Origin of the sequence: Bacillus cereus group sp. BfR-BA-01523, from assembly GCF_022662615.1 — a bacterium.
Lineage (GTDB): Bacteria > Bacillota > Bacilli > Bacillales > Bacillaceae_G > Bacillus_A > Bacillus_A mycoides.
In genome coordinates, this window is sequence record NZ_JAKUDX010000011.1 from 1 (window position 1) to 21,969 (window position 21,969).

The window sequence follows — 21,969 nt, forward strand, 5'->3', positions numbered from 1 at the left end:
ACGCATACGAGATGACGTTGGCATTAGAAGATACACCGAATAAACCAGAGTTTGTAGAAATCGGATTTGAAGCAGGAGTACCGACGACTTTAAACGGCACTGCATACCCACTTTCAGAACTAATTAAAACGTTAAATGCACTTGCTGGCAAACATGGCGTTGGACGTATCGACCATGTAGAAAATCGCCTTGTCGGTATTAAATCTCGTGAAGTATATGAATGCCCAGCAGCAATGACATTAATAACAGCGCATAAAGAACTTGAAGATTTAACACTTGTGAAAGAGGTCGCTCATTTCAAACCGATGATTGAGCAAAAACTAACAGAATTAATTTATAACGGTTTATGGTTCTCACCTTTAAAACAAGCGCTCAATGCTTTCTTACAAGAAACGCAAAAAAATGTAACAGGTACAGTGCGTGTGAAATTATTTAAAGGTCATGCGATTGTAGAAGGGCGTAAATCTGAGTACTCTTTATACGATGAAAAATTAGCAACGTATACTGCCCAGGATGAATTTAATCATGATGCAGCAGTTGGATTCATTTCATTATTCGGTTTACCTACGAAAGTATACAGCCAAGTGAATCAAAAGAAGGTGGAAGCGTGAGCAAACTTTGGGGCGGACGTTTTACAGAAGAAGCGGAAGCGTGGGTTGAAGAGTTTGGAGCATCCATCTCCTTTGATCAACAATTAGTAAATCAAGATATAAAAGGGAGTATCGCACATGTAACGATGTTAGCAAAGCAAGGCATCGTTACGAAAGAGGAAGCAGAGAAAATAAAGATAGGGCTTCAATATTTACTAGAGGAAGCGAAACGAAATAAATTGAATTTCTCAGTCGAGGCTGAGGACATTCATTTAAATATTGAAAAGATGTTAATTGAAAGAATCGGTGAAGTAGGAGGGAAACTTCATACAGGTCGAAGCCGTAACGATCAAGTAGCGACAGATATGCATTTGTATTTAAAAGAAAAAGTAGAAGATATTATAAAAGCTACAAAACAATTGCAAACTGTTCTTGTTCATCAAGCGGAAAATAACATTGAAACAATTATGCCCGGCTATACGCACTTGCAACGTGCACAGCCAATTTCATTTGCGCATCATATTCTTGCTTACTTTTGGATGTTAGAGCGCGATGTGAATCGTTATGAAGATTCGTTAAAGCGTATTAACATTTCACCATTAGGAGCAGGAGCACTAGCTGGTACAACATTCCCGATTGACCGAGAGTATAGTGCGGAGCTTCTTGGATTTAATGGAATCTATGAAAATAGTTTAGATGCGGTAAGTGATCGTGATTTCATACTGGAGTTTTTAAGTAACTCATCTATGCTTATGATGCACTTATCACGCTTTTGCGAAGAACTTATTTTATGGAGTAGCCAAGAGTTTCAATTTATTGAAATGAGCGATCAATACGCAACAGGAAGCAGTATTATGCCGCAGAAGAAAAATCCGGATATGGCGGAACTTATTCGTGGTAAAACGGGCAGAGTATACGGTAATTTATTCAGTTTACTTACAGTAATGAAAGGATTGCCACTCGCTTACAATAAAGACTTACAAGAAGATAAAGAAGGAATGTTTGATACAGTGAAAACAGTAGAAGGATGCCTTCATATTATGGCAGGCATGCTTGAAACGATGACTGTAAACAAAGAAAAAATGGGGCAAGCTGTGACGCAAGACTTCTCTAACGCAACAGAAATTGCCGACTATTTAGCAAGCAAGGGACTGCCGTTCCGTCAAGCTCATGAAATTGTCGGGAAACTAGTTCTTCATTGTACGCAAAAAGGAATCTATTTATTAGATGTACCACTTGAAACGTATAAAGAAATGAGTCCGTTATTTGAAGAAGATTTATATGAAGTTCTTTCACCTTATGCAGCTGTAAAGCGTCGTAACAGTGCTGGTGGGACAGGATTTGAACAGATTGAAAAGGCTTTGGAGAAGGCTAAGGGGTTAGCAATAGAGTTTGTTGGAAGTTAAATGATATATGATATAGAAGGTAAGGTGCTTTTTTAGAAAGTACCTTACCTTTTCGTATGGATTTAATTAAGCCTAGAACAATATGTTCTAGGCTTAAAGCTTCATTGATTAATCATACTTGTGTCGATCTTCTGTAATTCGAATGTATTCAATATCCATTAAATCTCGAAGCAATGCACCGTGGCTTAGTTCAACACCATGTTTTTCTTTAAAATGCTCGCGAATCGTATTTAACATTTCGAGTTCTGTATCATTCACATCTAAAATAATACGTTCATAATCATCCATGTAGCATCCTCCTTTTCTAAACACATATATTTTGTCCGTCTATTTCTAAAAAATGTATGTTAATGTAATGTTAGGAAATAAGAAAGGAATGAAAAATGAGACGTATTTATTTTGTAGGGTTAATTTTGTATACGCTAATTGTATTACACGCTGCATTCCCAAAAATATTTTCATTTGAGAATGTGGAAACAATACATATAGCAATATTTATCTTTACTTTATTTGTAGTAGATTGCTGTATTTCTGTATGGCTCTCTAGAAAAAAGAAAGTACAAGAAGTAAAAGATAAAAAAGAAATAGAACGGAAAAAGAGAAAACGTTCATTTTGGATGACAACGTATTGTTTTTCTTTAGTGATTGCTGCTGCATTTTTTAGTGAGCATATTCCACCAGAAAGATTGGATATTGAATTTTGGGCAATTGTATTTGCATGTTATTTTTTCATGCATTTTCTTCCTTATATGAAAGAAAGGCGAGGAGTGGAGGAAGATCCGATTGAAGAAGAAGTGAGAGAACAAGAGAGTAAGAGAATAGAAGAAGACATAAAGAAACTTGGCGAACAAAAGTGGTATTTAAAATCGAAAATTATATATGTTCTTTGCTTCATTACGCCGCCAATCGGTTATGTGTATGTTTTCTTACTTCGTAAAAAAATGACAGAAGATGCAAAGCAAACGTATTTAACTGTTGCGACGATAATGATGGCGCTATGGTCTTTGAAATTCCTTCCGCCCTATGTGTTGGCAGTTACCGTTGTTGTTGTGGCTTGTCTTGTATTTATAGTGAAGTTTGTGAAATGAAAAACACCAAGCCCATGTGGACTTGGTGTTTTAATTATAAATTAAAGATCACCTTGCTCCTCATCACCACGAACAACAAGGACATCGCATTTCGCATAGCGAATAATATGTTCAGAGACGCTACCAATTAGGAAACGTTCTACAGCATTTAAACCAGTTGCACCACACATAATTAAATCCACTTTATTGTTTGGAGCGATTTCTTTTGAAATTTTAGATTTAGGATTACCAAATTCTAATACAGTTTCTACTTTTTCAAGACCAGCTTCAAGCGCAGTTTTTTTGTAGTCTTCTAATAAGTCTTCTGCAAATAGATTTGCACGTTCAGCAATTGCGCGGCTATAAGCCTCTACTGCTGAGTATGCTTTTACATCAACGATATGAGCAATTGTTAATGTTGCGTTGTTTCGTTTTGCAACTTGAATTGCTTTTTTAAAGGCTTTTTCTGCTTCTTTAGAACCGTCCACCGCAATTAAAATATTTGTATATGTATTATTCATAGTAAATTCCTCCCAATCATTTTTATTACCGTTTACAACTTTATTATAAAACAAATTTTGGTAATGTGCTTGTCGGAAACGTTACAGAATTTTGAAAACTTTGCCTTAATTCATTTTAGTTGTAATTGAAGCGAGAACTTGTTACATATGGAGTATAGCAATTTAAAAGGAGGCATGTTTGTGAGACACGCGCTCATTACAGCCGGTACGAAAGGTTTAGGAAAGAAAGTAACAGAAAAGTTATTGGCTAAAGGATATTCAGTAACAGTAACATATCATAGCGATACAAGTGCTATGGAAACAATGAAAGAAACATATAAAAATATGGAAGAACGTCTACAGTTCGTGCAAGCTGATGTCACGAAAAAGGAAGATTTACATAAAATAGTAGAAGAAGCGATGAGCCGTTTTGGCAAAATTGACTTCTTAATTAATAATGCTGGTCCTTACGTATTTGAAAGGAAAAAATTAGTCGATTACGAAGAAGACGAATGGAATGAAATGATCCAGGGTAATTTAACAGCGGTGTTTCATTTATTAAAACTTGTCGTACCGATTATGAGAAACCAGCAATTTGGCCGTATTATTAACTATGGATTTCAAGGGGCAGATAGCGCGCCTGGATGGATTTATCGTTCAGCCTTTGCAGCTGCGAAAGTCGGACTTGTTTCTTTAACGAAAACAGTCGCATACGAAGAAGCTGAATACGGTATTACTGCGAATATGGTATGTCCTGGTGATATAATTGGTGAAATGAAAGAGGCAACGATTGAAGAAGCACGAAATCTGAAAGGTAGTAACACACCAATTGGTAGATCTGGAACAGGGGAAGATATCGCAAGAACCATTTCGTTTTTATGTGAGGACGATTCTGATATGATTACTGGCACGATTATTGAAGTAACAGGCGCTGTTGATGTTATTCATAGACATCGATAGAATTAAATAAAGTGAAGTTTCGAATAATTGGACAGTTTATCCTTTATACTGAGAGGTACGGATAATACTGTCCTTTCATGTAAGATTAAATCTATCGGAAAACTTGTATTATTTTTTGTCAAATATTGAGATATTATGTTAGAATATAAGAGTATAGAAAGCGCTTTAAAAAAATGATTCAGGGGTCATTTCATAACTCAAGGGGGAACTAATAATGCGTATCGGTATTCCAACAGAAATTAAAAACAATGAAAACCGCGTGGCAATGACGCCAGCGGGAGCTGTACATTTAGTACAAAATGGTCATGAAGTTTTTGTTCAAAAAGGATCAGGTGTAGGATCAGGCTTTACAGATGAAGAATACGTACAAGCTGGTGCGAAACTTGTTGAAACTGCTGAAGAAGCATGGAATCAAGATATGGTTATGAAGGTAAAAGAGCCAGTTGAAAGTGAATACGGTTATTTCCGCGAAGGTTTAATTTTATTCACATACTTACACTTAGCTCCAGAGCCAGAATTAACGAAAGCATTAATTGATAACAAAGTGGTATCAATTGCATACGAAACAGTACAATTAGACAATCGTTCTTTACCATTACTTGCACCAATGAGTGAAGTAGCTGGTCGTATGTCTGCGCAAATCGGTGCACAGTTCCTTGAGAAAAACAAAGGCGGTAAAGGTATTTTACTTGCAGGCGTTCCAGGGGTGAAACGCGGCAAAGTAACAATTATCGGCGGTGGTCAAGCTGGTACAAACGCAGCGAAGATTGCAGTAGGTTTAGGTGCAGATGTAACAATCATCGACTTAAGTGCAGAACGTCTTCGTCAATTAGATGACATTTTCGGAAACCAAGTAAAAACTTTAATGTCTAATCCTTACAATATTGCAGAAGCTGTAAGAGAATCTGATCTTGTAATCGGTGCAGTATTAATCCCAGGTGCAAAAGCGCCAAAACTTGTAACAGAAGAAATGATTCAATCAATGGAACCAGGTTCTGTCGTTGTAGATATCGCGATTGACCAAGGTGGTATTTTCGAAACAACTGACCGTATTACAACTCATGACAACCCAACTTACGAAAAATATGGCGTTGTTCATTATGCAGTTGCAAATATGCCAGGTGCGGTTCCACGTACATCAACTCTTGCATTAACAAACGTAACAGTACCATATGCAGTACAAATTGCTAACAAAGGCTACAAAGAAGCTTGCCTAGGCAACACTGCATTATTAAAAGGTATTAACACATTAGATGGCTACGTAACATTCGAAGCAGTTGCAGAAGCGCACAGCTTACAATACGCTGATGCAAAAGAGCTTCTTGAAAAAGCTCCTGCTTTATCATAATAGAAATAAAATAAAGACCTTTCCTTTGTAGGAAGGGTCTTTTTGTTTAAACTAATTATCTAATTTCTTCACAATTTTCAAGCCGAACATCATTGTGAAGAAAAGAATGCCGAACAAGTAATACAAGGCATACTCAACTCGTATCATCGAATTTTTGTCAGTGATATATAAAATAAATAGTATTGCAGAACCGATTAAATGAGATAGGCCGAAAATTTGTGCCATAAGTTTTAAACTCATCTTCTCGATTCTTTCATCCATTTCAGGTAATGGATATTCTTTTTTTTCTTAAAGAATATTCGTTTCACTACGAATAGTATTAAGGCTAAGAGTATGTATACGCCAGCGAATAGAAGGACAGAACTAATCTTTTCTTCATCATTATTATCGAAATAAAGAAAAGTTGAACCTAACAATAAAATGGTAAGATGCGAAATGAACTCTTGATTAAAAGTATTTTTCATTCTTTTTCCTCCCCAGTTTTATCTAATTGAAATAAATCTTCTACTTTACAGTTGAAAAACTCACATAATTTCAATGCTAATTCTAAACTTGGGTTGTATTTATTCTTCTCGATAGCGATGAGGGATTGTCTAGTGATTTGAACAGAGGAAGCTAATTGCTCTTGGGTGATGTCTCTAACGACGCGGAATTGTTTCACCTTATTTTTAATCAAATATACAAAGTCTCCTTTTTGTAAATTTGTTACATTTATTATATCCATTTTTAGGTAATAAGTAAATGAAACTTTACAAAAAGTAAATAAAACTTTACGTGAAATATAGCTTGTTTTGATATTGTTTTTTGTGATAATTTGGAATTGAATAAAAAAAGGAAATTAGAAGAGGGGATTGGGTGGGAAGAACTTTGGAAACAGTAAATCTATTAGAGTTAACAAAAGATATTCAAGATCAACATAAAAACTTCGTCGTTTCAAATATAAATAGTCATTGCTTACGAATCGCTGTATTTACTGGTGAATATGATTGGCACTACCATTCTAATTCGGATGAATTATTCATTGTGTTAGAGGGAGAACTACTTATCGATTTTGAAGATGGAGAGACGGCGGTTTTAAAGCCAAATGATTCTATCTTAATTCCAGCATGCACGATTCATAGAACGAGAGCATTAAAGAGAACAGTAAATCTTTGTTTTGAAAATATAGAAGCTGATACGATTAAAGTGGAGCAGTTATGAAAAAATTATCTGTAGCCGAGTATAGAAAAATCATTCCGATTTTAGAAAGTAATACAAGAACAACGACGTTTGCTTATGCGGTATGTGACCAAATGATAGATGGTGAGATTTTTGCCAACGAGAAGTTAACAGCAGGATTAATTCGTACAGCTAATGGTATCTATTATTTATTTGGTGATACGGATGATCAAAATTATAACGAAGATCTATTTGCATATTTAAAAGTGGCTATTGAAAAAACAGAGAAACGATTTACACTCTTCACTTCGAGTGAAGAGTGGGAAATGATGATTGAAGAGTGCTTTAGTAATACATTTCGGAAAATCCCACGAATGACATTTCAATTTCAAAGAGAATTTTTTGAAGATAGAAAAATAGAATTAAACAAAAATACATATGAAATTAAACGTATTGATAAAAGTGATATAGAACGAAGTAATGAATTTACAGAGGATTATTACAAAGAATATTGGGGATCAAAAGACGTGTTTTTAAATAACGGCTTTGGTTTTTGTATGGAACAAGATGGGATGATTGTAGCCGAATGCGTCTCAATATTTAGCGGGAATGGTTTTGCTGAAATTGATATTGCAACACATGAAGCACATCAAGGGAAAGGGTTAGCTCAAGCTGTCGCAACACGTTTCATTGAACAGTGTATACAAAATCATATTACACCATGCTGGGATTGTAATGTAGATAACATTCCATCGCAAAAATTAGCTAGTAAATTAAGCTTCCATAATCCAGTAGAATATGTTTTGTTTGTCCGCAAGAAAATGGGGGAATAAAAGATGAACGTAGAATTAACAAGATTCAAAGTCAAGCCAGGTAAAAGTCATCGCGTAGATGAATGGATGCAGCTTCTTAATGATAATATGAAAGAAGTGCTTTTGACATTAAACGACGAAAAGATGTATGTAGAGACAATTTTCCGGGAAATAAGAGATGGAGAAGAGTACTTATATTGGTATTCTGTGCAAGGAGAAGGCGAGGCTCTTGTCGAAAATTCTCATCATGAAATTGATAAAAAGCATTTAGCGTTTTGGTATGAATGTATTGATGAAGAAACACCGTCTGTTGATATGGAAACAGAAGTTGTTATGATTCAAGATGTTGTGAAGGAAGTAATGAAATAATAGAATAGTATGTTGGAGAGAAGCGCATCAAAATAGATGTGCTTTTTATTTTGAAAAAAATTTTAAAGAAAAGCTGTATACATTTTACGCTCTCAAACGTTGAGTATATAGAAAGGAGAGCAGAATGAGCCATGATACGTTTGAAACATTATTAATAGAGAAATCAAAAGCTGTGTTTGGGTACTTAATTAAGATTGGAGCAGATAGAAAAGAAGCGGAAGATATTGTGCAAGATACGTTGTATAAGGCTTTATTGCTGATGGAGGAAATACCGTTAGAGCATTTAACGCCGTGGCTATTTAGAGTTGCGATCAATCAGCACCGAGATTTACACCGAAAAGAAAAAAGACTAAATCCAATTGCGATTGAATCGGTCGTTCTTATTGGTCAAAAGTCATTAGATGAAGTGCTTTTAACAAGTGAACTGCAAGGAGAAGTACAAGAAATACTGGAGACGATGACGGAGGATTATCGTCCTATTTTACTGTTGAAATATGAATATGAACTATCTTATAAGGAAATTGCCATTTTATTAAGTATGAAAGAAGAAACAGTGAAAACAAGTTTGTACCGTGCAAGAAATCAATTTAAAAAATTGTATAGGAGGAGAAATAATGAGTCGGAAGGACTTTGATTTGAATATGGATGATAAGCAGATGAAGACTTTGATGAAGAGAGCGAAAAGGAAACAGTTTTGGAGAAACCTAGTACTTTCAGTAGTTGTGACATTAGTCTTGATTATAGGTAGTATGAGTTTGTTAATTTATTTTAATGAAAAGAATAAGCGAGAAATGGATCAGAGAGTATATTTATATCACAGTGTTCAAGGCCCTAATATTATTTTTAATGGACATACAAAACTAAGTATGGGAATAGCTAGCGGTACAATGATGTACAGTTCCTATAAAAACATTCAAGGACAACCAGTTAAATGGATCGATGAAATTTATGAGTATTCGATCTTTGGTTATAGTCAAATAAATTATAATGGAAATACAGGTTTAGATGAAGAAAAGATAAATAAACAATCAGAATTTGAGACAAGACAAGATTACAATAGACAGACAATGCAAAGAGAAATGCGGTTTTATTTACCTTTTGTAAAGTATTTAAACTATGTGAATGATTTAGAGAGAATTAGTGAATTGCAGAATAAAGTTGCAGAGGTAGCGCTATCTTTTGATAAGGCATATACAGCGGAAGAAGTAGTGAAAATGCTTCCTGAAGGAATACGACCTGTGTGGCTTTGGGTAGATACATATGATGAAACGAAATCAGAGACGTATACAGGACTAGTAGATCCTGAAACCGGAGCGGTGTTAAATGCAGAGGTATCAATGAACATTTTTGGTTTTGAGGGTAGTTATGCTGATAAGAAGGAAGACGAGTACAAGGATATTGAAGGGAACTCAATGGGGTTTCTTGGATCTATGAAATCTTTAAGTGAAAATAAAGGGGGATTTCAAGAGTATTTTAGGACAAACTATAATGAAATAAAAAACATCGAACCGAAAGACTTACAAATATACGGTGTAGTCGTAACAGGGAAAACAGAGGATTTACAAGGTTTACAAGGAGCACCATATATTAAGGCGGCTGTAAGAGGCGTAACAGTTGAGAAATATTGATCACAATTAATTAATGTGAATAATCAGAAAATTTATGTTATAATATGGGAAAAGGAGGCTTATATGAGGCAAATACATGGAGCAATTTATATTTACATAACAATGTTTTTCGTAGGAGCATCTTATGGATTAGGGCATGTGTATTCGCATCCTATATTAACTTTTTTAAGCGGAGCATGTATGGTGTTTGCGTTTCTTGTCCACCTTTTCTCAGTTTGGATCGTGAAATTTCAAATAAATATTAGTGAGATAGAAGAAGGCACTTTTTGAGTGGCCTTCTTTTTTAATAATATTTTGGAAGCTCTTGTAATAATTTTTCAATTTCGCTTTCGGTTTCTTCACATATAGACAGTGTGCGTAGTCTGAAAAATAAGCTGCGTAAGAAAGATTTTATATTTCCGTATAGGTATTCGTACGATTTAATATGTAATGTTTGTTTTTGGATGGGTAATTGAGCTACTAAATCATGAAGGGCTAATATGAGTACCTCTTCCTTTAGACCATTTTGTAGCATTGCGACAATCGGATAAATGAGACGCTCGTCTTCTTCATATTTGTAATAGATGGAATGGACACAAACTTTGTTTAATAAAGTTTGTAATATTTCTTCGTAATATAAAGTTTCCAGTTTAGGACTACGAACGAGCGCCTCAAATGTATCAGAAGCATGAGCGATACTATGTGCCCAGCCGTGGTCTTGAACATATCCACGGAAATCATGTTCATTGTTCATATATAGAATCAATTGATCTTTTACAATTAAAATATCAGTCTGTGATAAGAAATTATGATTTGTATCAGCATCAATAATGAGTGCGATTAATAATGTTGTAAATGCACGGGTAAATACAGCATCGTCTTTATCCGAATGAATCTTATAAAATAAATATTTTTCACTGATGCTTTCTGATAATAGTTTCTGTAAGTGGGTGTGTGAAATATAGTCCTTCTTGATTAGATGATAAAAAGTAGAGTAAATGAGTTTGTCCCTTAAATAGCTATCAGTAACACCGATATGTTGAAGCATACTTGAACTTAAAGAATCAATATTGAGAGCACCATTGATTACGTAATTATTATCACGAATTTCTTCTAACTGTTGTTTTAACATGTAAACCTCCTATTTTAGAAAATTCTGTATATTAATAGTATAATGAGAGGAAGAAATAGACAAGAAATAAGTGCTTTTGAATGGGGGGACATTATGAAGAGAGCATTATTCTTTTTCATTAGTATTTTCTTTTTAGGGAGTTGTTCGCTTTCGTATGTTACTTTTTCTAGCGAGAGCAAAAGTTGGACGGGGCAATATAAAGGGCATATTAAGGATGACAGTGAAGATGGAATGTTTACGTTTCAGTATAAAGGCGGAGATGGAAATACAGAATTAAAAAATTTAGAGATTGCTATTAATGAAGCGTTTAGTACAATGACACAAACGTCAGAAAGTCATAAAGGGGCAAGGATTGAAATGAAATCATCTTGTGTAAGTTGTGCGCCTTTATCTAAAGGTGAACCGATAGAGGTTGTGATTAAATGGGATGATAAGTATGAAGAGAAGATGGTTTTAAAGCGGAAATAGCGAAGAGTGAGGGATTAAAAATGAATAGAAATATGAAAATTTCTATGCATATATTTTTAAGTGTACTTCTAATCATATTATCAGCGTGTACTACGAAAACAGTGGAGCAAGTAGGAGTAAAAGAAGAACCTAAAGAAGGGTATGTAATATTGAGAAATGGCACAATATTTTTTGACAGTGATAAAACTTTTAAAACAAAAGTAGAGTTGCAAAATTATATGGAACAACAAATGAATAAAGAGCATCCATCACATACAGTCTTGAGTTTTAAGAATAAAGACGCATATAATCAATTAAAAACAGGGGATAAAATAAAAGTATGGTCTTCTCAAACACTTGAGAGTTATCCATCAAAAATGATTGTAGAGAAATTTGAAATAGTAGAGAAATAGAAAAGGCAGCAATTACGCTACCTTTTTTATTATTTCACAAATTGTAATTCTTTCGGGAATTTCGTTAAGATTTCTGATCCGTCTTTTGTGATATAAATATCATCTTCAATACGAACGCCGCCTACGTTTGGTACGTAAATACCTGGCTCGATTGTGAAGACCATACCTTCTCTTAATGGAGACTCGTTACCAGCTTTTACATCTGGATATTCGTGTACGCTAATTCCAAGTCCGTGACCAAGGCGGTGCGGGAAGAAGTCGCCGTAACCTGCATCTGCGATAACAGAGCGAGCAGCGTTATCGATTGCGCCAAATGTAGCACCTGGTTTACATGCTTCAACTGCTTGTAGTTGTCCAGCAAGTACAGTGTTGTAAATGCGAGTTTGTTCTTCAGAAATATCACCAAATGCTACTGTACGCGTAATGTCAGAGCAATAACCTTCAATGATTACACCTAAATCAAATAGTACGAAATCACCGCGTTTCATTTTGTTTGCACCTGGAATACCGTGTGGAAGAGCAGAGTTTGCACCTGCTAATACCATCGTATCGAATGACATTTTATGGATGCCTTTTGTTTTTAATTCATGCTCAATAATTGCTAATACTTCTAGCTCACTACGATTTTCTTTAATTGCATTTACACCAACTTCAACAGCATAATCTGCCATTTTAGCCGCTTCACGCAAAATAGAAAGTTCTTTTTCGTCTTTAATTAAGCGAAGCTCGCGAACTTTCTCTTCAGCTGATTTGAAAGCTGCATTTGGGAATAACTTTGTTAATTCTTCGTAACGTTCTACGTTTAAATGCTCTTTTTCAATTGCAACTGCATTTGCATCAATACCGCGATCTTTAATTGCTTTTGCAATCATATCCCATGGTCTGTCCGTATCAGTAAATCCGATAATCTCATGTGCCCAGCCAGCGTTACGCGCTTGGCCTTCTTCCATTTTAGGACAAATTAAAATAGGCTCTTTTTCTTGGAATACGAACATACCAAGTAGTCTTTCATGTGGTTCACAGTGGAAGTTTGTCATGTAGAAAACGTTCGGTGTAGAAGTTAAGAACGCAGCTTCTACGTTTTTTTCTTTTAGCCATTGCATTAAATTTTCTAATCTAGCATTCATCGATTGGCACCCCCGAGATATTTAATTACAAATATAACTTTACATCGGAGGAAAGCGTTATGACAAGTAAATCGATGTTAGAAAAGACAGGGAATTGAGAAATCATGTAGAATAAAAAGTGAGAATGTGAATAGGGGAGGAATGTAATGATGAAAGTATCGTATCACGGGCATTCAGTTGTAAAGATTGAAACGAATGGAAAAGTTATTTTAATTGACCCATTTTTAACGGGAAATCCGAAAACAGATTTAAAGGCTGAAGATGTAAAAGTTGATGCGATTATTTTATCGCACGGACACGGTGATCATGTTGGGGATACAGTAGCGTTAGCAAAGAACAATAATGCGGTCGTTGTGGCACCGTTTGAATTAGCGACATTTTTAGGATGGCAAGGTGTAAATACGCATCCAATGCATATTGGTGGTTCACATGAATTTGACTTTGGAAAAGTGAAATTTACTCAAGCATTCCACGGCTCTAGTTATATTGATGAAGAAAATAAGACGATTACATATACAGGTATGCCAGCTGGTATTTTGTTTACAGCAGAGGAGAAAACGGTATATCATGCAGGAGATACTGCTTTATTCTCTGATATGAAGTTAATTGGAGAACTGAATAATATTGATTTAGCATTTTTACCAATTGGCGATAATTTCACAATGGGGCCAGAAGATGCTGTGTTAGCAGCAAAATGGATAGAGGCGAAAACAGTTGTACCGATGCATTACAATACGTTCCCAGTTATTGAACAAGATCCATATCAATTTGTAGAAAAGCTACAAAATTGTACAGGGAAAGTATTAGAAGCTGGAGAAAGTATTACACTATAAAAAAGAAACCCTTCATTTGAAATGACAAGTGAAGGGTTTTTTATGTGTGTAGTACAGTTTTTAAAGTTTGCGCTTGTTTTGGTGATTCTTTTCTTTTTGGAAGTGGCTGTTCGGGTGTTTCATTCAACTCCATTGCAACTTTTTTCCCATCTACGAAAGCTAAAAATACAGCACCTACAACCTCTAAAAATTTTTTCATCATGTATTCGCTCCTTTGTTTCATTTCTTGTCTTAATTGTATATGGAATCGGGTGGACAAACTATCGAACGAGATGACAACAGCATTACATTGTTGTAATAGAATGACTGGTGGAATGTAAGGGGTATTTTGTTATAAAAAAAATGGTACAGGCATATAAAGAGAGAGTGTAACAGTTTTGAAAATATAGTATACTGAAAATACAACACATGAAGAATTTAGGGAAAAGAAAGTATGGTGAAACCATTTGGCTACCAAACATAATCAAATTTTAGAACATATTAATAGCCTGCCGGTAGGGCATAAAATTTCTGTGAGGCAAATTGCGAAAGATTTGAGTGTAAGTGAAGGGACAGCTTACCGTGCAATTAAAGACGCAGAAAATAAAGGGTATGTTAGTACAATTGAACGTGTCGGAACAATTCGAATTGAACAAAAGAAGAAAGAGAATATCGAAAAACTGACATATGCAGAAGTCGTTAACATTGTCGATGGTCAAGTACTTGGAGGCAGAGAAGGACTACATAAAACATTAAATAAATTCGTAATCGGGGCTATGAAATTAGAAGCGATGATGCGCTATACAGAAGCAGGGAATTTACTTATCATCGGTAACCGTACGAACGCACATCAATTAGCACTAGAAGCAGGGGCAGCAGTGTTAATTACGGGCGGATTTGATACGGAAGACCATGTGAAGAAATTAGCAGACGAATTAAAGCTTCCAATTATTTCAAGTAGTTATGATACATTTACGGTCGCAACGTTAATTAACCGTGCAATTTATGATCAACTTATCAAGAAAGAAATTGTACTCGTTGAAGATATTTTAACGCCAATTGAAGAAACGTTATATTTAAAGCCAAATGATACAGTACAGCAATGGCATGCGTATAATGAAGAAACGATGCATGGACGTTATCCAATTGTTGATGAAAATAAAAAGGTGTTAGGTATTGTAACTTCAAAAGATATGATTGGTGTCGTGAAAGAAACACCAATTGATAAAGTGATGACAAAGCATCCAATTACGGTAAACGGAAAAATGTCCGTCGCAGCTGCAGCACGTATGATGGTGTGGGAAGGTATTGAGTTACTTCCTGTTGTGGAAGAAGGGAATAAATTGCAAGGGATCATTAGTCGCCAAGATGTACTTCAGGCGTTGCAAATGATTCAACGTCAACCGCAAGTTGGGGAAACAATTGATGACATTGTAACGAACCAATTTATGACGCCGAAAGAAGCGAAAAATGAGCATTTGTATCAATTTTCAGTGACGCCACAAATGACGAATTCAATCGGGACGTTATCTTACGGTGTATTCACAACAATTGTGACAGAAGCAACAAACCGTGTCATTCGTGCGCAGAAGAAGAGCGATTTAATTGTTGAAAACTTAACCATTTATTTCGTAAAGCCAGTTCAAATTGATAATGTTGTATCAGTTCATCCGAAAGTATTAGAAATTGGGCGTAAATTTGGTAAGATTGATGTAGAAGTGCATCATGAAGGTAATGTTGTCGGGAAAGCATTACTTATGGTGCAGTTGATCGATAAATAAAAAGATGGAGCAGACCGCTTTGGTTTGTTCCATCTTTTTTATTTTATTGAGTTTGGAAGTTATTACTAAAGATGTGGAAGAGTTTTAGCGGGAAATATATATAAGGAGAGATGATTGTATAATTAGAAAAAACAGAATATTAATTCATTTAGAATGTATACTATGATATAATTAGATTGTAAGATAATGGATGTCGGAAGGGGATGCAATATGTCAGCAGAATTACTCTTTTTTGGTGGTATCGCACTCTTTTATTTCCTTGTGATGATACCAATTCAATACTTATACTTACAAGGATTAAATGAAAAAAAGAAACGAACAGGATTATCTCAGCAAGAACTATACAAACAGATGTCTTTTGAAGAAGAACAATTACATTTTCACGTGCAAGGTAATCCCTTTAATATACCATCTGCGTTTGTTGCATATATGATTTTGAAAGTGAAGGGACGTAAAAAAGCATCACAATGTTGATGCTTTTTTACGTTGTTTTATAAGATTCGGCTTCTTTGACTGCTAATGGTAGAAAATGTTTATATTGGCGGAATCCATTAAATGTACTCGCGCTGCCAAGTAAAATAAACAAAACACCAACGATAATGCGTGCAGTTGAAAGTTCTAAAAAGAATTGGTTTATCCCAAAGAATAGGACGAATAAGCCGAGTGCCATTGCGGATTTTCCTGAGAGCCAACCTTTCTCCATTGGACGGTTTGTACGAAAGAACTTTGTTTTATAGAAGAGGTACAACACAAAAGAGATGATAATAAAAAAGACGAATATTGGCATAATACACGCTCCCATCGATTGGTATAAAAATAACAATTTAGAAAAAAGAAAAATCTAAACTTTCTAACTTTTATTATAAAGCAATTGTTCGCATGTATGAAATGTTTTCCGTTATAATGGGGGATAAAGTGAAACTTTAATTAGTGTGGGGAGATCCCACGTACTAATTATTAGCCCTCACCAATCGGGCTTTTACGTGCATTCAGGCTCCAAATTAATTTTGCCCCATTGTTTTTAATACTTTTGAGGTGGGAGTCTTACTACACGTTAATGCGGGATAAAATGAAGAAGTTGAATAAAAAGGAGATTATACATATGCATGAGCAAATTTTAGGAGCAATTAAAGAGTTTGATACAATTATTATTCATCGTCATGTACGTCCAGATCCGGATGCGTTAGGTTCTCAGTGCGGACTTGGTACAATTCTGCAAGAATCGTTTCCAGAGAAAAATATTTATATGGTTGGGTACAACGAGCCTTCTTTATCATTTTTACGAGTAATGGATGATATTGAAGATAGTGTATATGAAGATGCACTTGTTATCGTATGTGATACTGCGAACCAAGAACGTGTTGACGATCAACGCTATGCAAAAGGGAAGATGCTAATTAAAATTGATCATCATCCGAATGAAGATCCGTACGGAGATATTACGTGGGTAGATACGACATCAAGTTCTACAAGTGAAATGATTTATGAGTTTTACAGTTATGGAAAAGATAAAGGATTACAGATAACGAAAGAAGCAGCTCGTCTTATTTTAGCGGGTATTGTTGGGGATACAGGTCGTTTCTTATTCCCGAATACAACAGCGAAAACACTTCGTTACGTAAGTGAACTCGTTGACATGGATGTAAAATTCACAGATTTATACAATGAAATGTATAAGACAAAAGAAAAAATCGCTCGTTTAAATGGTTATATTTTACAAAACTTCACAATGGTAGAAGAAGGTGCAGCGTACATTAAATTAACGAAAGAGGTACTAGAAGAGTTTGATGTACTTTCTACTGAAGCATCTGGTGTTGTCGGGGCACTTGGTAATATTGATGGATTAAAGGCGTGGGTTCTATTTTTAGAGGAAGATGATGTTATTCGTGTTCGTCTTCGTTCAAAAGGACCAGTTATTAATAAGTTAGCAATGCAATATAATGGCGGAGGACATCCGATGGCTTCTGGTGCAAAAGCATCTTCTTGGGAAGAAGCAGATCGCCTGTTTGCTGATTTACGTGAGCTGTGTAGATAAAAATTGTATGTTGAACGAAAGAGAAGGAGAGGCACTGAAGCCCTCCTTTTTTTTATTTTTCTTTCTCTATATCAATACTAATTTCAAGTACGGTATCAAAAGAGACTGTGTCTACTTTAAAGCGGTATATACGATCGTAATGTTTGTACGTTTTATTTTCGATGACTTTTTTGAGCAGGTCTTTATTTTTTGCGATGCTTTGAATGTTTTTCGTTAAAAGATGCTGGAGATCATTATGGATAGAAGTGGTCATGTTTTCAAGTGTAAGATTGTCTAAATCATATTTTTTTCGATTTATAATTTTTATTTTGATTTCTTGAATTGTTAAGAGCCGTTTATTTTCTGTGTTCAATTTCTCTTGGTCTTCGAGAAGGACGTGGAGTTTTGCTTCTTGTTTTTCGATAATTTCTTTTTGTTCTGCTATTTTACTAGTTTGTTCTTCTTGAAAAACACCGTATATGTACAAAAAAACAAACCAGCTCAAAACTCCTCCAACAGCAGCGCCAGCTAAAACTAAATACCACCTTTTGGCTGTATTGGCACTGGGTACTCTCATACATGTTCCTGTGTAAGCCATTTAATAATAATAAGACCAGTTTGCATACCGCCAGTTGCAAAAAAAATAAGGAGAATTTGTTTTACGATATCTTTCATATCTCCGCCAAAGAAGCTTCTTTCAAAGCTATAAAAGGTATCGAACGTTCCGCCAATTGCTGCAACGAGTGCCCAAATTCTTAAATTTTGGGCGAATTGATTAATATAAGTTAGAGTTGGTTTTCCGATGAGGAATGCACCAAATCCGCCTATTAATGAACCACCAAGTATAACTCCAAAGGCAATAAAATAACTAATAATAAGCAGAGAGAAAAAAGTATGTTCTCTTACATCCATCGTCATTCCCCTTTCTTCTTCATATATATGGACAAAGTATGAGAAGTATGTTTTGATTTCCGCTTTCCTCATCACCTATAATAAAAGTAGTCACATAGGTAAAGAGAGGGTACAACAGTGAAGTTTGTGCATTTACAATGTCAAACCGTTTTTAGTTTATTAAAAAGTGCTTGTAAAATTGATGAGCTTGTCATTCGGGCGAAAGAGCTTGGATTTTCATCGCTGGCCATTACAGATGAAAATGTTATGTATGGAGTTATTCCGTTTTATAAAGCATGCAAGAAAAATGGTATACAGCCTATTATCGGCTTAACAGCTTCTATTTTTAGTGAAGAAGAAGAAAGGTCTTATCCACTCGTCTTACTTGCTGAGAATGAACTAGGCTATCAAAATTTATTAAAGATCTCTAGCAGCATTATGACGAAGTCAAAAGAAGGTATCCCGAAGAAGTGGCTTGCTCATTATGCGAAAGGGTTAATTGCAATTTCACCAGGGAAAGACGGAGAGATTGAACAGCTATTATTAGAAGACAAAGAGAGTCGGGCTGAAGAAGTAGCTCATACGTATCAAAATATGTTCAGCAATTTTTATATAAGTTTGCAGCATCATGCAATTCAAGATGAACTGCTTTTACAAGAAAAACTGCCTGAATTTATTAATAAGGTAAACGTTCCAGTCGTTGCAACAAATGATGTTCGCTATATTAATCAAAGTGACGCACTTGTTCATGAATGTTTATTATCTGTTGAAGGCGGAACGAAAATGACTGATCCAGATAGACCGAGAATGAAAACGGATCAGTATTATTTAAAGTCATCGGATGAAATGGGAGCACTATTTTCTCATGCTGAGGAAGCGGTTCAAAATACAATAACAATCGCGGAACGTTGCCAAGTAGAAATTCCTTTCCATGTAAATCAATTACCGAAATTTCCTGTTCCATCTAACGAGACGAATGATACGTATTTGCGCCGTGTTTGTGAAGAAGGCTTGCAGAAACGCTATGGTACGCCGAAAGAAGCGCATATAGGACGTTTGAATCATGAATTAAATGTTATTTCTCGTATGGGATTTAGCGATTATTTCCTCATCGTATGGGACTTTATGAAATATGCACATGAAAATCATATTTTAACTGGGCCAGGCCGTGGATCGGCAGCTGGTTCACTCGTTTCTTACGTATTGGAAATTACAGATATTGATCCGATTGAATATGAATTATTATTTGAAAGGTTTTTAAACCCTGAACGTGTGACACTTCCAGATATTGATATTGATTTTCCAGATATAAGACGTGATGAGATGATTCGATATGTGAAAGATAAATATGGTCAGCTTCGTGTTGCTCAAATTGTAACGTTCGGAACTCTTGCAGCGAAAGCCGCAATTAGAGACATTGCTCGTGTAATGGGGCTCCTGCCAAGAGATATTGACATATTTTCAAAACTTATCCCATCAAAGCTTGGTATAACGTTAAGAGATGCATATGAGGAATCGCAATCGCTCCGTGAGTTTATACAAGGGAATCTGTTACATGAGCGTGTGTTTGAAATTGCAAAACGTGTAGAGGGATTACCGCGTCATACGTCTATTCATGCAGCTGGCGTTATTATGAGCCAAGAACCGTTAACGGGAAGTGTAGCGATTCAAGAAGGGCATAACGATGTTTATGTTACGCAATATCCAGCTGATGCATTAGAAGAACTTGGATTGCTCAAGATGGACTTTTTAGGCTTACGTAATTTAACGTTACTTGAAAATATTATAAAATTTATTGTTGAAAAAACTGGGAAACAAATTGATATAAGAAATTTACCTCTGCAAGATGAAAAGACGTTTCAATTGTTAGGAAGAGGGGATACAACAGGTGTATTCCAGCTTGAATCAGGTGGTATGCGAAATGTACTTCGTGGGTTAAAACCGAATGAATTTGAAGACATAGTCGCTGTTAACTCGTTATACAGACCAGGACCGATGGAACAAATTCCAACCTTTATTGAATCGAAGCATGGGAAAAGACAAATTGAATATTTACATCCGGATTTAAAGCCGATTTTAGAAAGAACATACGGCGTAATTGTATACCAAGAACAAATTATGCAAATCGCATCGAAGTTAGCTGGATTTTCGCTTGGAGAAGCGGATTTGCTGCGCCGTGCAGTGAGTAAAAAGAATCGTGATATTTTAGATCAAGAACGTAAGCATTTTGTTCAAGGTTGTTTGGAAAACGGATACGATGAGACATCTTCAGAACAAATTTATGATTTAATTGTAAGATTTGCGAATTACGGTTTTAACCGAAGTCACGCTGTAGCTTACAGTATGATCGGATATCAGCTTGCATATTTAAAAGCAAATTATACGCTGGAATTTATGACTGCGTTATTATCAAGTGCAATTGGAAATGAAGATAAGATTGTGCAGTATGTACGAGAAACGAAGCGGAAAGGTTTTCACGTTTTACCGCCGTCTCTTCAGAGAAGTGGTTACAACTTCCAAATAGAAGGGAATGCGATTCGATATAGTTTACTTTCGATTCGGAATATCGGAATGGCTACCGTGACGGCATTACTCGAAGAACGAGAGGAAAAAATGTTCGAAGATTTATTTGAGTTTTGTCTTCGTATGCCATCAAAATTTGTAACAGAGCGAAATTTAGAAGCGTTTGTCTGGTCTGGTTGTTTTGACGGTTTTGGTGTTTCGAGGACGACGTTATGGAGAAGTCTTAAAGGAGCGTTGGAGTATGCGAATCTTGCACGTGATTTTGATTTAGGGGATGCTGTTCCGAAATCAAAATACGTACAAGGAGAAGAGCTATCCTTTATTGAACAGTTAAATAAAGAGAAGGAAGCACTCGGTTTTTATTTATCTAGCTATCCGACAGCGCAGTATGCGGAGCTAGGAAAAGAATTAGAAATTCCATCTCTTGCTCAGGCGATGCGACATAAGAAAAAAGTACAAAGAGCGATCGTATATATAACAAGTGTGAAAGTTATTCGTACGAAAAAGTTGCAAAAGATGGCGTTTATTACATTCTGTGATCAAAATGATGAAATGGAAGCCGTTATTTTTCCAGAAACGTATATACATTTTTCAGACAGGTTACAAGAAGGTGCAATCGTTTTAGTTGATGGTACGATCGAGCAAAGAAATCATAAGTTGCAATGGATCGTGAATGGACTATATCCGCTAGAAGAAATGGATGTTTATGAAGGGATGAAAGAAGCGTCTGTTTACGTGAAATTGCCGTCTCAATATGAAAAAAAGCTTGTAAATCAAGTTACGAAAATATTGTTTGATTATTCAGGTTTTACGAAAGTACTAATTTATTATGAAAAGGAACATAAAATGGTACAATTATCTCGAAGTTTATCGATTCATCCAAGTGAAGAATGTCTAGGAGCACTTCGTGAAATTGTCGGTGACGAAAATGTCGTTGTGAAAATATAATGGACAATCTCCCTACACTTCGATTATTATAGTAGTAGTGTTCGTGGTCAGACCACTTGGAGAA

At 35.5% G+C, this 21,969-nt stretch carries 27 protein-coding genes and 1 pseudogene; 18 read left to right on the forward strand and 10 right to left on the reverse strand.

What is annotated here, in order from left to right:
• The coding region (locus tag MR066_RS21585) for an adenine nucleotide alpha hydrolase family protein (protein ID WP_472927095.1) at positions 1–611 on the forward strand (611 nt) is incomplete at its 5' end.
• On the forward strand, positions 608–1,996 hold the full coding sequence (gene argH / locus MR066_RS21590; RefSeq protein WP_113935730.1) for an argininosuccinate lyase: 1,389 nt from the start codon (positions 608–610) through the stop codon (positions 1,994–1,996). The genes MR066_RS21585 and argH, both read left to right, overlap by 4 nt.
• A 108-nt stretch (positions 1,997–2,104) precedes the next feature.
• Here argH and MR066_RS21595 read toward each other — a convergent pair whose 3' ends face one another.
• Positions 2,105–2,284, reverse strand: a complete 180-nt coding sequence (locus MR066_RS21595; RefSeq protein WP_113935729.1) for a ProA domain protein — start codon at positions 2,282–2,284, stop codon at positions 2,105–2,107.
• Positions 2,285–2,379: 95 nt separating this feature from the next.
• Between MR066_RS21595 and MR066_RS21600 the strand changes: the two genes are divergently transcribed.
• The gene (locus tag MR066_RS21600; protein WP_242248482.1) at positions 2,380–3,084 is read left to right on the forward strand and encodes a hypothetical protein; all 705 of its coding nucleotides are present in this window, start codon (positions 2,380–2,382) and stop codon (positions 3,082–3,084) included.
• Positions 3,085–3,125: 41 nt separating this feature from the next.
• On the opposite strand, the gene MR066_RS21605 is transcribed toward MR066_RS21600, so the two are convergent.
• Positions 3,126–3,584 (reverse strand): universal stress protein, encoded by a 459-nt coding sequence (locus MR066_RS21605; protein ID WP_002164984.1) that lies wholly within the window; start codon positions 3,582–3,584, stop codon positions 3,126–3,128.
• A gap of 147 nt (positions 3,585–3,731) precedes the next feature.
• On the opposite strand from MR066_RS21605, the gene MR066_RS21610 reads away from it, so the two are divergent.
• Positions 3,732–4,523: an SDR family oxidoreductase gene (locus MR066_RS21610; protein WP_242248484.1), complete on the forward strand. Its 792-nt coding sequence runs from the start codon at positions 3,732–3,734 to the stop codon at positions 4,521–4,523.
• Positions 4,524–4,737: 214 nt separating this feature from the next.
• Positions 4,738–5,871 (forward strand): alanine dehydrogenase, encoded by a 1,134-nt coding sequence (gene ald / locus MR066_RS21615; protein WP_098635277.1) that lies wholly within the window; start codon positions 4,738–4,740, stop codon positions 5,869–5,871.
• A gap of 51 nt (positions 5,872–5,922) precedes the next feature.
• On the opposite strand, the pseudogene MR066_RS21620 reads toward ald, so the two are convergent.
• Together MR066_RS21620 and MR066_RS21625 are read right to left on the reverse strand one after the other, a co-directional pair.
• A pseudogene (locus tag MR066_RS21620) lies at positions 5,923–6,335 on the reverse strand (hypothetical protein).
• Positions 6,332–6,595: a helix-turn-helix transcriptional regulator gene (locus tag MR066_RS21625; protein WP_002003636.1), complete on the reverse strand. Its 264-nt coding sequence runs from the start codon at positions 6,593–6,595 to the stop codon at positions 6,332–6,334. The pseudogene MR066_RS21620 and the gene MR066_RS21625 overlap by 4 nt, the downstream one beginning before the upstream one ends.
• 143 nt (positions 6,596–6,738) lie before the next feature.
• On the opposite strand from MR066_RS21625, the gene MR066_RS21630 reads away from it, so the two are divergent.
• From MR066_RS21630 to MR066_RS21655, 6 genes are all read left to right on the forward strand, one after another.
• Complete coding sequence (locus MR066_RS21630) at positions 6,739–7,071, forward strand: cupin domain-containing protein (RefSeq protein ID WP_063260724.1); 333 nt, start codon at positions 6,739–6,741, stop codon at positions 7,069–7,071.
• Positions 7,068–7,862, forward strand: coding sequence for a GNAT family N-acetyltransferase (locus MR066_RS21635; RefSeq protein WP_242248485.1), 795 nt, complete (start codon positions 7,068–7,070; stop codon positions 7,860–7,862). Before MR066_RS21630 ends, MR066_RS21635 begins: the two co-directional genes overlap by 4 nt.
• Positions 7,863–7,865: 3 nt before the next feature.
• The gene (locus tag MR066_RS21640; RefSeq protein ID WP_242248486.1) at positions 7,866–8,210 is read left to right on the forward strand and encodes a DUF6176 family protein; all 345 of its coding nucleotides are present in this window, start codon (positions 7,866–7,868) and stop codon (positions 8,208–8,210) included.
• A gap of 124 nt (positions 8,211–8,334) precedes the next feature.
• Positions 8,335–8,844, forward strand: a complete 510-nt coding sequence (locus tag MR066_RS21645; protein WP_242248487.1) for an RNA polymerase sigma factor — start codon at positions 8,335–8,337, stop codon at positions 8,842–8,844.
• The gene (locus MR066_RS21650) at positions 8,825–9,838 is read left to right on the forward strand and encodes an anti-sigma factor (protein ID WP_242248488.1); all 1,014 of its coding nucleotides are present in this window, start codon (positions 8,825–8,827) and stop codon (positions 9,836–9,838) included. Before MR066_RS21645 ends, MR066_RS21650 begins: the two co-directional genes overlap by 20 nt.
• Positions 9,839–9,901: 63 nt before the next feature.
• Positions 9,902–10,108 (forward strand): hypothetical protein, encoded by a 207-nt coding sequence (locus tag MR066_RS21655; RefSeq protein WP_002129372.1) that lies wholly within the window; start codon positions 9,902–9,904, stop codon positions 10,106–10,108.
• Between the two features lie 13 nt (positions 10,109–10,121).
• Here MR066_RS21655 and MR066_RS21660 read toward each other — a convergent pair whose 3' ends face one another.
• Positions 10,122–10,949 (reverse strand): DUF2785 domain-containing protein, encoded by an 828-nt coding sequence (locus tag MR066_RS21660; RefSeq protein ID WP_242248489.1) that lies wholly within the window; start codon positions 10,947–10,949, stop codon positions 10,122–10,124.
• 93 nt (positions 10,950–11,042) lie between these two features.
• Here MR066_RS21660 and MR066_RS21665 point away from each other — a divergent pair, with 93 nt between their 5' ends.
• Positions 11,043–11,417, forward strand: a complete 375-nt coding sequence (locus MR066_RS21665) for a hypothetical protein (RefSeq protein ID WP_219303665.1) — start codon at positions 11,043–11,045, stop codon at positions 11,415–11,417.
• Between the two features lie 20 nt (positions 11,418–11,437).
• Positions 11,438–11,809, forward strand: a complete 372-nt coding sequence (locus tag MR066_RS21670) for a DUF3221 domain-containing protein (protein WP_215551593.1) — start codon at positions 11,438–11,440, stop codon at positions 11,807–11,809.
• 29 nt (positions 11,810–11,838) lie between these two features.
• Here the strand turns inward: MR066_RS21670 and pepQ are convergent, their stop codons facing one another.
• Positions 11,839–12,936 (reverse strand): Xaa-Pro dipeptidase, encoded by a 1,098-nt coding sequence (gene pepQ, locus MR066_RS21675; protein WP_219303661.1) that lies wholly within the window; start codon positions 12,934–12,936, stop codon positions 11,839–11,841.
• A gap of 149 nt (positions 12,937–13,085) precedes the next feature.
• On the opposite strand from pepQ, the gene MR066_RS21680 reads away from it, so the two are divergent.
• Positions 13,086–13,769 carry a metal-dependent hydrolase gene (locus tag MR066_RS21680; RefSeq protein WP_113935787.1) on the forward strand — a complete coding sequence of 228 codons (684 nt, stop codon included), beginning with the start codon at positions 13,086–13,088 and terminating at the stop codon, positions 13,767–13,769.
• Between the two features lie 40 nt (positions 13,770–13,809).
• On the opposite strand, the gene MR066_RS21685 is transcribed toward MR066_RS21680, so the two are convergent.
• Positions 13,810–13,971 carry a hypothetical protein gene (locus MR066_RS21685; RefSeq protein WP_100248390.1) on the reverse strand — a complete coding sequence of 54 codons (162 nt, stop codon included), beginning with the start codon at positions 13,969–13,971 and terminating at the stop codon, positions 13,810–13,812.
• Between the two features lie 244 nt (positions 13,972–14,215).
• Here MR066_RS21685 and MR066_RS21690 point away from each other — a divergent pair, with 244 nt between their 5' ends.
• Both MR066_RS21690 and MR066_RS21695 read left to right on the forward strand, forming a co-directional pair.
• Complete coding sequence (locus tag MR066_RS21690) at positions 14,216–15,529, forward strand: CBS domain-containing protein (RefSeq protein ID WP_002088951.1); 1,314 nt, start codon at positions 14,216–14,218, stop codon at positions 15,527–15,529.
• 210 nt (positions 15,530–15,739) lie between these two features.
• A complete protein-coding gene (locus MR066_RS21695) occupies positions 15,740–16,003 on the forward strand; it encodes a DUF3949 domain-containing protein (RefSeq protein WP_113935720.1) in 264 nt (87 codons plus the stop codon).
• A 7-nt stretch (positions 16,004–16,010) separates the two neighbouring features.
• On the opposite strand, the gene MR066_RS21700 is transcribed toward MR066_RS21695, so the two are convergent.
• On the reverse strand, positions 16,011–16,316 hold the full coding sequence (locus tag MR066_RS21700; protein ID WP_242248490.1) for a YtpI family protein: 306 nt from the start codon (positions 16,314–16,316) through the stop codon (positions 16,011–16,013).
• Positions 16,317–16,631: 315 nt separating this feature from the next.
• Between MR066_RS21700 and MR066_RS21705 the strand changes: the two genes are divergently transcribed.
• Positions 16,632–17,564, forward strand: a complete 933-nt coding sequence (locus MR066_RS21705) for a DHH family phosphoesterase (RefSeq protein ID WP_012261810.1) — start codon at positions 16,632–16,634, stop codon at positions 17,562–17,564.
• A 52-nt stretch (positions 17,565–17,616) separates the two neighbouring features.
• Here the strand turns inward: MR066_RS21705 and ytrI are convergent, their stop codons facing one another.
• Positions 17,617–18,120, reverse strand: a complete 504-nt coding sequence (gene ytrI / locus MR066_RS21710) for a sporulation membrane protein YtrI (protein WP_002088948.1) — start codon at positions 18,118–18,120, stop codon at positions 17,617–17,619.
• Positions 18,117–18,530 carry a YtrH family sporulation protein gene (locus MR066_RS21715; protein ID WP_002015507.1) on the reverse strand — a complete coding sequence of 138 codons (414 nt, stop codon included), beginning with the start codon at positions 18,528–18,530 and terminating at the stop codon, positions 18,117–18,119. Before MR066_RS21715 ends, ytrI begins: the two co-directional genes overlap by 4 nt.
• A 42-nt stretch (positions 18,531–18,572) precedes the next feature.
• Between MR066_RS21715 and dnaE the strand changes: the two genes are divergently transcribed.
• On the forward strand, positions 18,573–21,905 hold the full coding sequence (gene dnaE / locus MR066_RS21720; RefSeq protein WP_242248492.1) for a DNA polymerase III subunit alpha: 3,333 nt from the start codon (positions 18,573–18,575) through the stop codon (positions 21,903–21,905).
• Positions 21,906–21,969: the final 64 nt, after the last annotated feature.

Coding starts and splice junctions, on each gene's coding strand:
- MR066_RS21595 (WP_113935729.1), bottom strand. CDS start 2,284: ATGGATGATTATGAACGTATTATTTTAGATGTGAATGATACAGAACTC.
- MR066_RS21600 (WP_242248482.1), top strand. CDS start 2,380: ATGAGACGTATTTATTTTGTAGGGTTAATTTTGTATACGCTAATTGTA.
- MR066_RS21605 (WP_002164984.1), bottom strand. CDS start 3,584: ATGAATAATACATATACAAATATTTTAATTGCGGTGGACGGTTCTAAA.
- MR066_RS21610 (WP_242248484.1), top strand. CDS start 3,732: ATGGAGTATAGCAATTTAAAAGGAGGCATGTTTGTGAGACACGCGCTC.
- ald (WP_098635277.1), top strand. CDS start 4,738: ATGCGTATCGGTATTCCAACAGAAATTAAAAACAATGAAAACCGCGTG.
- MR066_RS21625 (WP_002003636.1), bottom strand. CDS start 6,595: ATGGATATAATAAATGTAACAAATTTACAAAAAGGAGACTTTGTATAT.
- MR066_RS21635 (WP_242248485.1), top strand. CDS start 7,068: ATGAAAAAATTATCTGTAGCCGAGTATAGAAAAATCATTCCGATTTTA.
- MR066_RS21640 (WP_242248486.1), top strand. CDS start 7,866: ATGAACGTAGAATTAACAAGATTCAAAGTCAAGCCAGGTAAAAGTCAT.
- MR066_RS21645 (WP_242248487.1), top strand. CDS start 8,335: ATGAGCCATGATACGTTTGAAACATTATTAATAGAGAAATCAAAAGCT.
- MR066_RS21650 (WP_242248488.1), top strand. CDS start 8,825: ATGAGTCGGAAGGACTTTGATTTGAATATGGATGATAAGCAGATGAAG.
- MR066_RS21655 (WP_002129372.1), top strand. CDS start 9,902: ATGAGGCAAATACATGGAGCAATTTATATTTACATAACAATGTTTTTC.
- MR066_RS21660 (WP_242248489.1), bottom strand. CDS start 10,949: ATGTTAAAACAACAGTTAGAAGAAATTCGTGATAATAATTACGTAATC.
- MR066_RS21665 (WP_219303665.1), top strand. CDS start 11,043: ATGAAGAGAGCATTATTCTTTTTCATTAGTATTTTCTTTTTAGGGAGT.
- MR066_RS21670 (WP_215551593.1), top strand. CDS start 11,438: ATGAATAGAAATATGAAAATTTCTATGCATATATTTTTAAGTGTACTT.
- pepQ (WP_219303661.1), bottom strand. CDS start 12,936: ATGAATGCTAGATTAGAAAATTTAATGCAATGGCTAAAAGAAAAAAAC.
- MR066_RS21680 (WP_113935787.1), top strand. CDS start 13,086: ATGAAAGTATCGTATCACGGGCATTCAGTTGTAAAGATTGAAACGAAT.
- MR066_RS21685 (WP_100248390.1), bottom strand. CDS start 13,971: ATGATGAAAAAATTTTTAGAGGTTGTAGGTGCTGTATTTTTAGCTTTC.
- MR066_RS21695 (WP_113935720.1), top strand. CDS start 15,740: ATGTCAGCAGAATTACTCTTTTTTGGTGGTATCGCACTCTTTTATTTC.
- MR066_RS21700 (WP_242248490.1), bottom strand. CDS start 16,316: ATGCCAATATTCGTCTTTTTTATTATCATCTCTTTTGTGTTGTACCTC.
- MR066_RS21705 (WP_012261810.1), top strand. CDS start 16,632: ATGCATGAGCAAATTTTAGGAGCAATTAAAGAGTTTGATACAATTATT.
- ytrI (WP_002088948.1), bottom strand. CDS start 18,120: ATGAGAGTACCCAGTGCCAATACAGCCAAAAGGTGGTATTTAGTTTTA.